The organism is Parafrankia colletiae (assembly GCF_001854655.1).
GTDB classification, from domain to species: Bacteria; Actinomycetota; Actinomycetes; order Frankiales; family Frankiaceae; genus Parafrankia; species Parafrankia colletiae.
In genome coordinates this window covers 199,966-212,106 of the sequence record NZ_MBLM01000002.1, presented here as the reverse complement: position 1 = coordinate 212,106, position 12,141 = coordinate 199,966, and the positions used below count along the sequence as shown (strand labels likewise).

Here is a 12,141-nt window from a genome sequence, read left to right as displayed (position 1 = left end):
GAATTTCCCGGGATGAATTCTCTCGGACTGGGTCGGCGAGTCGTCGACCTCAGCGGGATTATCGACTGATACAGGCCGGCCGGTGCGGATTAAGTGTTTCTCGCGCCACCCTTCGGATCGGCCGAAACCGGGATATTGGCTGCTCCGGGCGGCCTGGTGGTGATCGCTGATGTGACGGCTGGGACGGAGGTGACGGCGGCGACGGAGGCCGGTGACCCGGCGCCGTGACTGGACGATGCGGCGGACCTCGGACCGCCCCGGTCACTGGACGGCCGCGGCGAGCTGCGACCATCCCTCCGCCCCGAGCGGGGGACGGAACCCCTCCTGATCGAGCCACGTGGTGGCCACCTGCTGCCCGAGAAGCAGCAGCTCGGCTCGCCGCGAGATCCATGCGACGGGAGACAGCCGCGACGCGACCGGGGCCGCCTTGCGCAGTGTCCGCTGGACGGTGGCCTCGGGTACCCGGTGTATCCGCCGTGTCGGGGCGAACGTCTCATACAGGGAACGCACGGTCTGGCCCTCGTAGGGCTGGAGAGCGATCAGGGGTGGCTCCTGCGCCTCGGCGACCGTGGCGACCCCGGCGCCCACGTTGCCCACAAGACATGCCGGAACAGGCTGATCTCCGTTGCCGGCGACGACGAGCGGCCACCGCCGGCAGAACCTCGCGAACGAGCGGGTCAGGGCTCGGCCGGATCCGTGCACGGACGTCGGCCGGTAGACGGTGAGCCGGAGTCCGACGTCCTGCGCCTGTGCCAGCAGCAGCCGTTCTCCGAGCGCCTTCGACTCCGCGTAGGGGCTGACCGGCTCCTGCCAGGGGCGTTCGTCCAGGCGGCCGGTCCGGCCCTGCACCGCCGCCGAGCTGATGTGGACCAGCCGCGGTACCCCCGCCTGCTCACAGGCATTCGCCAGGACCAGCGGCCACAGGCTGTTGGCGCCGTAGAGTTCGGGCGTCGCCGCGGACTGGGGCGTCGCCAGGCCAGCGGCGTTGACGACCACGTCACAACCCCACAGCTGCTCGACGAGCGAGTCCTGAACCGGTTCGGAGGCCAGCGCCCGGCCGATGTCCGTCACCTCGTCGCGATGACGGCTCAGCCGCGGGGCGGGTGCCACGGCGGTCTCGTGCCCCCTGGCGTCGAGGGCACCTCGCACTGCCGTCCCGACGAACCCGCCAGCACCGAAGATCCGGATTTTCGCCATGCCGAAGCCTCCTCGTGTGCGGGCGAGGCCGCATCCCCGCCGGCGTGTTGATGCAGATAGTAGCTGAGTCAATGCTTACAGTAGTCACACTGTTTGTGTGTGATCAGACAGGGGTCCGCTGATGTCGAAGAACGGTGAGGAGTCGACGTGCCCCGGAACCCACACCTCGGCAGTGCCGCAAGCGAAGGCCGGCGGCCGCGGGTCCTGCTCGTGACCCACTACTTCCCGCCCGAGGTCGGTGCGCCGCAGGCCCGCCTCGGCGAGTTCGCCAGCTAYTGGGCGGCCGCGGGCGCGGACGTCACCGTCCTTACCGGGATGCCCAACTACCCGACCGGGGTCATCCCGCCGCAGTACCGGGGAGCAACCCTGCGCGTCGAGCACACCGACGGCTACCGGCTGGTGCGTACCTGGCTGTGGGCGACGACCGCCGGCGGACTGCTGCCGAAGACATTGAGTCAGATCTCCTTCGCAGTCTCGGCAGTCCTGCTCGGCGCCCGCCGGGCCGGAGCGGCCGACGTCGTGGTYGTGTCCTCGGGCCCCTTCTTCCCGATCGCCTCGGCATGGCTGCTCGCCCGGACGAAGCGGGCCCGCCTTGTCGTCGAGGTACGTGACCTCTGGCCGGCGATCTTCGTCGACCTCGGCGTGCTGCGCAACAAGTTCGTCATCGCGATGCTGGAACGCTTTGAGCTGGCGGCCTACCGCGCGGCTGACGCGGTCGTGACGGTCACTGAGGGATTCCGGGCTGACATCGTGCGGCGGGGGATTCGGCGCAACAAGGTGATCGTGATCCACAACGGCGTCGACGTCGCGTCGTTTCAGCCGCGGGACGCACGACCCGAAGCCCGCCGCCGACTCGGCGCCGCCGACGGGCAGACCCTCGTCCTCTATCTCGGCACCCACGGAATATCGCAGGGTCTGGAGTCCGTGATCGATGCGGCCGCGGAGCTGCGGAACGAAAACATGAGCATCGCCCTCGTCGGCGAAGGGGCGGTGAAGGAACGCCTGCGTGAACGCGTGGCCAGGCTCGGGTTGTCCAACGTCTCGATGCTGGGGAACGTGGGCCGCCACGAGGTGCCCGACCTGTTGGCCGCTGCCGACATCTGCCTCGTCCCGCTGCGGGACGTCCCGCTGTTCTCGACCTTCGTCCCCTCCAAGATGTTCGAGCTCCTGGCCGCGGGCAAGGCAGTGATCGGTGCGGTGCGGGGGGAGGCGGCCCAAATACTCACCGACGCGGGCGCGACGGTCGTGGCCCCCGAGGACCCGGTCGAACTCGCGGCCGCCATTCGCAAACTGGCCGCCGATCCCGCCGCACGCGCCGAAGCGGGGCGGATCGGCCGGGAGCACGTGGCAGCGAACTACGACCGTCCGGTGCTCGCAGACCGCTATCTCACGCTGCTGCGGTCGTTGATGGAGACGGGACGACCGGCATGACGGCTCCGGTCCATCCCGGTCGCCTGGCGCGAACGGTCCTGGCAACGCCTCCGAGCCAGCTCGCCCATCGGATCCGCCGCCACTGCGCGCAGGCTGCCGTGCTGCGCAGACACAGCCCGCTGCTACGACAACCGGTCAGGGCGTCCTCCACCTGGCCGGGGTGGCCTGCTGGCTGGACCCCGATCGACGGTCGGCTGTCCGACCTGTGGCCGTCGGGAACGGAGATCCTGGATGGACGTATCACCCTCCTGGGCCACACCCGACCATGGGGTCGCCCACCTGATTGGAGTCAGCACGGGGCTCCACTGCTCTGGCGTTTCCATCTGCACTACTGGGACTGGGCCTGGGCGTTGGCCCGGTGGCCGGATACGGCGGCCGCCCAGGCCGGATTCGGCGGGCTCTACAGATCCTGGCGAAGCCACCCCCAGGCGGGCCGGGTGGCCTGGGCCCCCTACGTCGCGTCGCTGCGCGCGTGGACGCTGTGCGCGCTGGAGCCCGTGTTCGGCCGGGACGACGGGCTGGGCCAGCTGATCCGCGCCGACCTCAGGGCACACCAGCGGTTCCTCGTCCGGAACCTGGAACGCGATCTGGGCGGCAACCATCTTCTCAAGAACCTCAAGGCACTGCTGGGGCTGGCCGCCGCGGCCGGCGACCGGGCCGAACTGGCCAGGTGGTCAGAGGCCCTCGCCGCTCAGGCACGTGCACAGGTCCTGCAGGACGGGGGCCACATCGAGCGCTCACCGTCCTATCACGTCCAGGTTCTCGCCGACCTGACGGATGTGGCCGGTCTCCTCGGCGCCCTGGCTGTGCCACTGCCGAACGCGATCGGCGCCGCGGTGGACAGGATGAGCGACTGGCTGGCGACCATCGCCGACCCGGACGGGTACCTGCCCGCGCTGAACGATGGGTTTCCGGTGTCGCCCTCGCTTGTTCGACATCTTGTCCGCGAGCGGACCCGTGACGAGAGTGTGTTGTTGGCGGACTCCGGGTTCGCGGTTCTGCGTACCGACCGTCTCGCTCTCGTCGCAGACGTCGGCGGACCCGGGCCGGGCCCGCTGGGTGGGCACAGCCACGCGGGCACCCTCGGATTCGAGCTGCGTCTGGACGGCCGTCGTTTCGTCATGGACCCGGGCACCTCAACCTACGAGGCCAGCCCACGCCGGGCGTTCGAACGTTCCACTCGAGCCCACCCGACGGTGTGCGTGGATGGCTTGGATTCCAGCGAGGTTTGGGGCGCCTTCCGGACCGGGCGGCGGTCCCGGGTGCGCGAGGCGACGCTGCGCCCGCGAGCCGACGGCGGAGCGGTCCTGTCGGCGTGGCATGACGGGTACCGGTACCTGCGCGACCCGGTGGTGCACCAGCGGCGATGGGATGTCGGCCCGGAGCTGGTGACGGTGTCCGATCGGCTGACGGGGAGGGGGCGTCACCAGATCGAAGCGGTCTTTCCCCTGGATCCCGCAGTGCGCGTGACCGGGACTGATGACGGTGTGCTTGTTCGACATCGCTGCGGTGGACAGCTGGTGATCTGCACCGACGACAGCGCCCGGCGGGGCGGCTGGCAGGTGGAACGCGCGCTCGCGGCGTCCGGGTGGAACCGCACCGTCGTGCACGACGTGGCTGTCTATCGGCTGGTCACCCGGTTGCCGGTCACGCTGGTCACCCGRCTGAGACCGATTCCAGCGGCCAGTGCCTGAGACGGCCGCGGCACCCCTCGGAACGACAACCGAGCCGCGGTGAGACGGCTGCGGGTTCCTGCCGAGCTGATTCCAGTCAGTGGCGCCGGTACGCCCACCCAGAGCAGAAGATCCCCGAATCAAGGGACAAGGAGCGTCTATGCGCATACCCGAGGGAACCATCCGGTATGGATCCACTGATCCGACAACGCCCCGGCTCGGGGTTCTCGCCACGCATCTGATCCAGTACCAGGCGCCCCTGTACCGGCAGATTGCCAGCCGGCAGCGCGTCCGGTTGGAAGTGGCCTTCCTGTCCGCGGCCGGAGCACGCAGCTACCGGGACAAGGGATTCGGCCTGGACGTCGCGTGGGACATCGATCTGCTCGAGGGCTACCCACACCGGTTCCTGGACGCGGGAAAGGGGGGACGTGGGAATATCGGGACGGTCAGCCAAAACCTGCGTTCCTGGATCCGTGAGCAGGATGTCGTCGTCATCCACGGTCATGCGAATCCGTGGATGCTCACGGGCAGCGTCCTGGCCCGTGCGAGCGGGCGGCCGTACCTGCTGCGCGGCGAGGCCCGGCAGCACTGCGCGGCGGGCGGGTGGAAGGCGCGGCTGCGGGATGTCGTCGCGGGCGCGTCGGTGCGTCACTGCGCGGCGGGCCTCGCGATCGGTGAGCTCAACGCGGCCTTCTACGAGCGGTTCTCCGTCGCGCGCCAGTTCTTCGCGCCCTATTCGGTGGACAACGACCGGTTCTCCGTGGCGGCGGCGACCGCTCGCCCGGGCCGGGCCGCGCGTCTGGCGGAGCTTGGCCTGCCCACGGACCGTCCCGTCGTGCTGTTCTCGGGGAAGCTGCAGGAGCGGAAGCGCCCGCTTGACGTTGTGTCCGCGGTCAGGTCGATGGGTGATCGAGTCGCCCTGATCATCATGGGGGACGGCCCTGTGCGGGCCGAGGTGGAGCAGGACTGCCAGGGGCTGGCAGCCGCCTGCGTGGGATTCGTCAACCAGTCTGAGATCCCCGCCGTCTACAGCCTCGGTGACATCCTCGTTCTGCCGTCGTCGCACGAGCCGTGGGGTCTGGTCGTCAACGAGGCGATGGCCTGCGGGCTGCTGCCGGTCGTCAGCGACAGCGTCGGCTGCGCTCCCGACCTCGTGCGCGGTCTGGGACGTGTCTTCCGCACCGGTGACGTGACGGATCTCGTCACCGCCCTGACCGCGGCGGTTGACAGCCTTACGGACCCCGGACTGCCGGCACGCATCAGGGAACGAGTGGACCGTTACTCGATCACGGCGACAGCTCGTGGGTACGAGGCGGCCGCAATCGAGGCCGCGACGGCACAGCTGTCCGGGCAGCTGGTCAATGCGTAGAACAAGGAACAGGCTCCGTGAACCTCATGTGCAAGGGCCTGATCGACCGCCCGCCCTGGGAGGAACCACGGGTGGCAGCACGGTCGGTGGTCTGATTCGGAGGCCCAGGGCGTTCTGCGTGAGTGTCACCGAGTAGTCGGACCGGGTAGCGTGCTCCGGCTCGCGCTTCCCGACGCGGAGGCACTCGCCCGCACGCTCATAGCGGGAGGGCCTGATAGCGGGCGGCGCTTCAACACCGAACTTTATTCCCACCCAGAGCGCCGACCTGCCGGTTGGTCTCGCGTACGGTCGCTGGTGGCCTCGGGCCCGCACCACTGGCAGCCCACCGAGCGCCTGGTCAGGGAGCTGCTGGTGACCRCTGGATTCACCGAGATCGCCCGGTGCGAGTATCGCGTCGGCAGGCTGCCGGCGGGGGTCCTACGTCCGGCCGGATGCTACGCGGTGAATACGGCACCACCGTCGGTCCTGGGTAGCGGCCGCGGCGGGGGCCCGGTTCGGGCTACTCAGAGGTCGACCTCTGACGTCGCCGGCAGAGGCGATCAGCCACATCGAGAGCCCGGGAACCAGAGGGTTCACGGTCACCGAGCTCCAGACCCTGCTGGAGGATCTGCTGGTCGACCTGCGGGTGCGACCCGTGTCGACCTACTGGGACCGGCGCTGCGCCCCAGGGATCTCCCGGCTGGGAGGAGACCGGCTGGGCTGGTTCCTCCTCATCGACGGCCGGCGACGGCCGACGTCGGGCTGAATGTCAGGAGACGATCAGCCAGGCTGCCGGGAGACGACGGGAGCCGTGCGGCTGGGCTGCCGGCTGAGCCACCGCTGTTGGCCAGTCGACGGCGCACCAGCCCCGCCCGGGGTCCTGTGCAGCGCCCTGCACCGACCCCGATATCACCGGCGTCCGCGGCCCACTCGGCGACCGCCGTGAACGATCGGGCTGCCGTCAGGGCGGCGCAGGTCGTCAGGGTGAGCAAGAGCGCGTCGCGCGTAACGGCCATCTCACAGGCCGTCGGCCCGGCGATGGCGTTCAAGCTGATCGAGGCCGCTCAGGCCCGCTGGCGGGCGGCAACGCACCCCACCTCGTCGCTCTCATCCGCGCTGGCACCGTCTTCGAGGGCGGCCAGCTCGTCGAACGCCCCACCACCCCACCCATCACCAAGTCCCGACTGTTTCTCCCCGACACAGCCCACGGGTCGCTTCCTCAGCGAACTTGCCGGGGCCCTGGCCGCAGCCAGACCTCTCGGACACGGGCCCGTAACCGTGAGACGGGCCCGTGACCGCAGCCGGTCCCAGCTCGGTCCACCCGAAAAGGGACGTCAAGGGATCCGCGATGATCAGCCGGACTTTCGACGCCAGTACACTCCAGCCCAGTCGATTTTCGTGAGCGGCTCCGTGATGTCGTGCCGCGTCCGGTAGTCTTCCACCGCGCGGCGACATCCCTCCACAGCGCCATAGTCGTCCACAATGCAGAATCCGCCGTCGGCGAGGCGTGGATACAGCGCCTCAAGCGCGTCCATCGTGCTCCCGTACATGTCCCCGTCGAGCCTGAGCACGGCGATCTGCTTGATCGGYGCGGTGGGCAGAGTGTCCTGGAACCAGCCGCTGAGGAATCGTACCTGGCCGTCGAGCAGCCCGTAGCGCCGGAAATTCTCGCGGACATCCTCCTCGCTCACCGCGAGAGCAACCTGCTCGTGGTGGCGGTCGCCGGCGTCTTCGGGGTAGCGCGCGATATCTGCCTTGGGTAGTCCCCTGAAGGAGTCGGCCACCCACACGGTGCGGTCATCGACTCCATACGCGAGGAGGATACCTCGCATCAGGATGCATGATCCGCCGCGCCACACTCCGGTCTCGATGAGGTCGCCTGGGACACCCTCGGCGAGCACAGTCTCCACGCTGTCCCGAAGGTTCCGCATCCTCAGTGAACCTGTCATCGTGTGGGCGAGCCGTGGCCAGTCCCCGCCGTAGTTGCGTACTTCGGCCGTGGTGGGCCGGGTGATCTCCAGGCCATACGATTCCAGGAACCGTGCGAGCGCGCGCTTGGCGACGCTGGTGGGATACCAGACCTGCCCGTCCCCGCTGTCCCACAGGGAGAACGTGAGAGTGTCCTGGAGAAGGTTCAGGTATTGTTCGGTCAATTCGGATGAACCAGCTATATGCTTCGCGTTGGTGGTAGTTGTCGGATAAGCCATTCTGGGCTCCTGTTGGTATTTTTGGAAAGTTTTCTACTCCGAGACCAGGAGTTCATGCGTCCGCTCGCCGGGCAGGGCTCCGGTGAAAAAGATTCCGACACCAAGGACGCGGATCAACGAGATCACCTGCTGGACCGACCCGCTGGTCGGTGACGCCGGCTCGCCGCGCACCGCCAGCCGGACCGGCCGGGACCGTCAAGATGAACGTATCGACGAGCAGATCCACTTCCTGGATCCAGTGCAGTCGGGCGAGAACAGCACACAGCGGTGCCGGTGAGGCCGTACCGGGCGAGCAGCGTCCCCGCTGCGTCCTGTTCGCGGTCGGACGCCGAGACCCCGTTGGCTACGACGACCACGCGATGCCGGTCGATTCCCTGCGGTCGCCCGTGAGCAGGACGGTCGAAGGGCCCATCCGGCCGGCACGGCCCTACCTGGAGCGCGGTGGGCGCAAGCCAGGCGGGCGGCCGGCCAGCCGTGGTGGACGGTCTGCCGGCAGGCACGGGCCCTGTCTCTCCTCGGTGTTCGTTGCGGGCAGTTCGGTCTCGGTGGCCATCCCCAACTGCCCCCAGTCGGGCTGCGAGGGAAGACGGTAGGCGCCGGTCACCGCCGTCAGTGGAGGCGCGCCGAGGGCTGTTCGGGCACGCCGACCAGCGCCGTCTCGGACGTCAGCACGCTGACCCGGGCGGGTAGGGGACGACGCCGTGCCGCGGGCGAGTGCCGCCCTGTGGTGGCCGGTCATCCAGGCCGCGTCCGGGTGCCACCTCACGGGCATGCTTATGCCTCCCTTTTTGCCGCAGTCGAGACATGTGGCGATTCTGCTGTCTTTCAGAACAGCCCCGGCGGGCAGGCGATCAACATTGCGCGACACTCGTCGGGTCCGCTACTTCGAACGTTTAGCGTGGTACGAAGACTGCGTGTCTGACGAGGGCTTGAAGATCTCATCTAATGTAGACCTTCGTGTGAGTGGTCCGATGCGCTGGCGGGTGGCCACCCAGCTCGCTGCACGGCTGCCAGAAATAAGGGGTCGGGACCGACTGACGTCTCTGGTGCGGGGCCCGAGCATGCAATATACAGGGCCATTGTCTGGTCGGCTGTCAAATGGCATGACCTTCTCTCTGGACCACTGCCGAGACGGTTCGGTCAGTTCCCTCGTGTCGCTCTGCTACCGGCCGCCGGCCCTTGCGTCGGTCTTTTCGGCCATTCTCGAGCCTGGCGACTGCTGTTACGACGTCGGTGCGAACATCGGCGTCTACACCCTGTGGGCGGCCGGGCTCGTGGGCGATTACGGAGAGGTTCATGCCTTCGAACCGGTGGATGGGACCCGAGCGACACTCGCGGCACTCGTCGAACAGAACCAGCTGCAGAATGTGCGTATCTCGCGCTCCGCCGTCGGTGCCAGCGAGGGAGAGCTCGGCATGAGAATACACCGGAACGCCTCCGGGCTCGCCCATCCGGTGACTGACGGCAGTCAGCCTGATGTCAGCGTGCCACTGACCACGCTGAGCGCCTACGCCGCCACCCGGCGGCCCCCCGTTTTGGTGAAGATCGACGTCGAGGGATTTGAGCTGGACGTCCTGCAGGGCGCGGCAGACCTCCTCTCGACAGCACGCCCGGCAGTGCTGCTGGAGCTTCTGCCGACCCATCTCGAGCGACGCGGGATGACAGTAGCCGACATCGTTGACAACCTCGCCGGCCTCGGCTACCGGATTCTGAACCTGAGTCGGCACGGGCTGTCCGGTCAGGGCAGTTTCTCGTCCAATGTTCTTGCTCTGACGCCGAAATGGGAACGTTTTGATCACGTCGTGGCAGAACTGAAGCGGATCCGTTTTCCTAGAAACCAGACAACGTGACAGGGAGGCGGCGTCGGCGCCCGGGTGTAGATGGCGGGTATTTCAGGGCGGTTCGGTCGACGGCTGGCAGCAGCATGCTCATAGCGCTCTTCGGACTCCTCAGCGGACTTTTTCTGGCACGTGTCCTGGGAGCGTCTGGACGAGGCACCTACGCGACGATCATCGCCTATACGCTGACAGCAGCCACCATCTGCGAAGGGGGAATCACCGCAGCCATCTGCTACTTCGTGGCGAAAAACCCGTCCCAAGGTCGGGATGTGGTTAGAACCGGCGCCCTGATACTTTTCGTGATCGGCGTGGTCGTGGCTGTCGCCGGGATAATCGCCGCGCCGTGGATCACGACAGGTGACTCCGAGGCGGTCGCCGCGTTCCGTATCGCCTTCATGGCGCAACCGCTTATTTTCGCCGGCTCGTGCTGGGTATTTGCACTACAGGCGACAAGCATTCCCGCCTGGAACCTGGCGCGCGTCATACAGCCAGCCGCCTACAGTATATTGATCTTTCTGGTCGTCCTGGGGGCCACGCTTACGGTCACGTTGGCCGTATGGTGCATGATCGCATCTCTCGTCGTACAGACCTTGGTCGCAGCGATGCTTGGTGGTCGGACGCTGCCGGGGAGAGGCCACCTGCGCCGTGACGTCGGCGTGGACCTCGCTCGCTACGGCTCCGCGACCATGCTGTCGACCATTCCACATGCGTTGGCATCGCGGCTCGACGTCCTGTTGCTGGCTGTCCTGGTGGAGCCTGCACAGCTCGGTCGCTACACAGTCGCAAACTCGATAATTATCGTGGGTATTCCGCTCTGTTCAGCGTTCGGCCTCGTCGCGATGYCCCGCCTGGCCGCATCCAGGTCGAGCGAGACCACCCCGGCGTCGCGCGGGAGTGGCATTCTTCGGATCACCTTCGCGGCGGTAGCCGCGAGCCTCCTGAGCGGAACCGTACTCGTGATTTCGATCAGCGCTGTAGCTCCTTTCCTTCTGGTGGCATTGCTGGGTGAACAGTTCCGAGACAGCATCGACCTCCTCTGGCTCATGGCGGGCGGTGTCGCACTCTTCGGCTGCAACCGTGCGATGCACGAGATCCTGCGCGGCCTGGGTGAGAACCTTGCGGTAGCACGGTGCGAGCTCGTTGACCTGATTGCCAAGTGCGCGCTCCTGGCCGGATTGACGCCCACCATGGGGATCTATGGCGCGGCGATYGCTTCCAGCATCGCGAGCGGAATCACCTTCATTCTGCTTCTCCGTTCGGTGCTGGTAGTCCTCGACACACCGCTACACACCGTTCTGGTGAGATTCAGACAGCTGATTTCCGCACGGCGCGGGCAGCTTATGCGGAAGACCGTCACAAGTACCGGAAGAGGAAACGGTGTATGACTGGAGCGAGGAACGTGGAGGAAGCTCCCGTGGCGACCGACGATCGAGTCTCCGGTAGCGGAGAGCGTGTAGGCGTGGTCGGCCCGCTGGGGTTTGATGGCTTCGCTGAAAACATCATGAACTGTCTTCCCGATATCGGCGTTCAGCCGGTGGCTCTCGGACCCGCGATTCCAATGCCGAACGGCTGGCCGCGGGGGCCCGTTCTTGCCCTGCGCAGTGCCGTCGACAGGGTTGACGTGACTTACCAGCGACAGATCGTGGCACGTGCAGAACGCGAGCGCGTCAGCACAGTAATAGCCGTCCAGGCGCTTCTGCCCCAGACGGTCCAGAACCTCAGACGGCGCGGGATCCGCGTGTGCCTGTGGTTTCCTGACTGTGTCGCCAACCTGGGTCGTCAGCAGTTTCTGCTGGGCGACTACGACGCCCTCTTCTTCAAGGACCCTCTGCTGACGACCAGGCTCGCCGACGTCCTCCGCCTTCCAGCGTACTATCTGCCGGAGGCTTGCAACCCCGCCCGGCACCGGCCGCCGGAGACGGCGAACGGGCAGCGCCATGTAGTGTTCGTCGGCAATATGTATCCGAGCCGCGCCCGGCTGATCACAGAACTGATCCGTCACGGCGTCGAAGTCCAGATCTACGGCCCGCCGATTCCGAGATGGCTCCGGGACGAGCGACTGGTCAAGCGGCACACGGGCCGGTACGTGACAGGGGCAGAGAAGGCAAGCGTCTTCCGCGAGRCACTCGCGGTCGTGAACGCGTTGCATCCGGCGGAGATGACCAGTGTCAACTGCCGCCTGTTCGAAGCGGCGGCGTGYGGTGCCGTTGTCCTGTGCGAACGTCGACCTCCGCTGGAAAGCCTGTATGACGAGGAGCGTGAGATCCTTGGGTTCACGACCTTCGAAGAACTGCTGGGGCGCATCAAGTGGTGCATGGACGATCTGCCGGCGGCGCGTTCCGTCRGTGATGCCGCGACCGTTCGAAGCCACCGGGATCACACCTATCAGGCTCGTCTCACGCGGCTACTGGAAATCTTGTGGTAAGCCCAATCGGGACGCTGCCGCA

At 67.2% G+C, this 12,141-nt stretch carries 8 protein-coding genes and 1 pseudogene; 7 read left to right on the top strand and 2 right to left on the bottom strand.

Annotated features, from left to right (window positions below; genetic code table 11):
* Nucleotides 1-261: 261 nt before the first annotated feature.
* Nucleotides 262-1,197, bottom strand: a complete 936-nt coding sequence (locus tag CC117_RS00995) for an NAD-dependent epimerase/dehydratase family protein (protein ID WP_071081808.1) — start codon at nt 1,195-1,197, stop codon at nt 262-264.
* Nucleotides 1,198-1,344: 147 nt separating this feature from the next.
* Here CC117_RS00995 and CC117_RS00990 point away from each other — a divergent pair, with 147 nt between their 5' ends.
* The 4 genes and pseudogenes from CC117_RS00990 to CC117_RS35860 all read left to right on the top strand — a co-directional run.
* Nucleotides 1,345-2,628 (top strand): glycosyltransferase family 4 protein, encoded by a 1,284-nt coding sequence (locus tag CC117_RS00990; protein ID WP_071081807.1) that lies wholly within the window; start codon nt 1,345-1,347, stop codon nt 2,626-2,628.
* Nucleotides 2,629-3,065: 437 nt separating this feature from the next.
* Nucleotides 3,066-4,322 (top strand): alginate lyase family protein, encoded by a 1,257-nt coding sequence (locus CC117_RS00985; RefSeq protein ID WP_071081806.1) that lies wholly within the window; start codon nt 3,066-3,068, stop codon nt 4,320-4,322.
* Nucleotides 4,323-4,461: 139 nt separating this feature from the next.
* Nucleotides 4,462-5,670 carry a glycosyltransferase family 4 protein gene (locus CC117_RS00980; protein WP_071081805.1) on the top strand — a complete coding sequence of 403 codons (1,209 nt, stop codon included), beginning with the start codon at nt 4,462-4,464 and terminating at the stop codon, nt 5,668-5,670.
* A gap of 996 nt (nt 5,671-6,666) precedes the next feature.
* Nucleotides 6,667-6,809 (top strand): annotated as a pseudogene (locus tag CC117_RS35860) (IS256 family transposase); the annotation flags it as partial.
* Between the two features lie 192 nt (nt 6,810-7,001).
* On the opposite strand, the gene CC117_RS00975 reads toward CC117_RS35860, so the two are convergent.
* On the bottom strand, nt 7,002-7,856 hold the full coding sequence (locus CC117_RS00975) for a TylF/MycF family methyltransferase (RefSeq protein WP_071081804.1): 855 nt from the start codon (nt 7,854-7,856) through the stop codon (nt 7,002-7,004).
* Nucleotides 7,857-8,959: 1,103 nt separating this feature from the next.
* On the opposite strand from CC117_RS00975, the gene CC117_RS00965 reads away from it, so the two are divergent.
* The 3 genes from CC117_RS00965 to CC117_RS00955 are packed head-to-tail and all read left to right on the top strand — an operon-like array spanning nt 8,960 to nt 12,119.
* The gene (locus tag CC117_RS00965; protein WP_241829716.1) at nt 8,960-9,706 is read left to right on the top strand and encodes an FkbM family methyltransferase; all 747 of its coding nucleotides are present in this window, start codon (nt 8,960-8,962) and stop codon (nt 9,704-9,706) included.
* On the top strand, nt 9,703-11,079 hold the full coding sequence (locus tag CC117_RS00960) for a lipopolysaccharide biosynthesis protein (RefSeq protein ID WP_071081801.1): 1,377 nt from the start codon (nt 9,703-9,705) through the stop codon (nt 11,077-11,079). The genes CC117_RS00965 and CC117_RS00960 overlap by 4 nt, the downstream gene beginning before the upstream one ends.
* Nucleotides 11,080-11,108: 29 nt before the next feature.
* On the top strand, nt 11,109-12,119 hold the full coding sequence (locus CC117_RS00955) for a CgeB family protein (RefSeq protein ID WP_241829715.1): 1,011 nt from the start codon (nt 11,109-11,111) through the stop codon (nt 12,117-12,119).
* Nucleotides 12,120-12,141: the final 22 nt, after the last annotated feature.

What these genes read in the sequence shown, in the direction of transcription:
- CC117_RS00995 (WP_071081808.1), bottom strand. Translation starts at nt 1,197, where the DNA reads ATGGCGAAAATCCGGATCTTCGGTGCTGGCGGGTTCGTCGGGACGGCA.
- CC117_RS00980 (WP_071081805.1), top strand. Translation starts at nt 4,462, where the DNA reads ATGCGCATACCCGAGGGAACCATCCGGTATGGATCCACTGATCCGACA.
- CC117_RS00965 (WP_241829716.1), top strand. Translation starts at nt 8,960, where the DNA reads ATGACCTTCTCTCTGGACCACTGCCGAGACGGTTCGGTCAGTTCCCTC.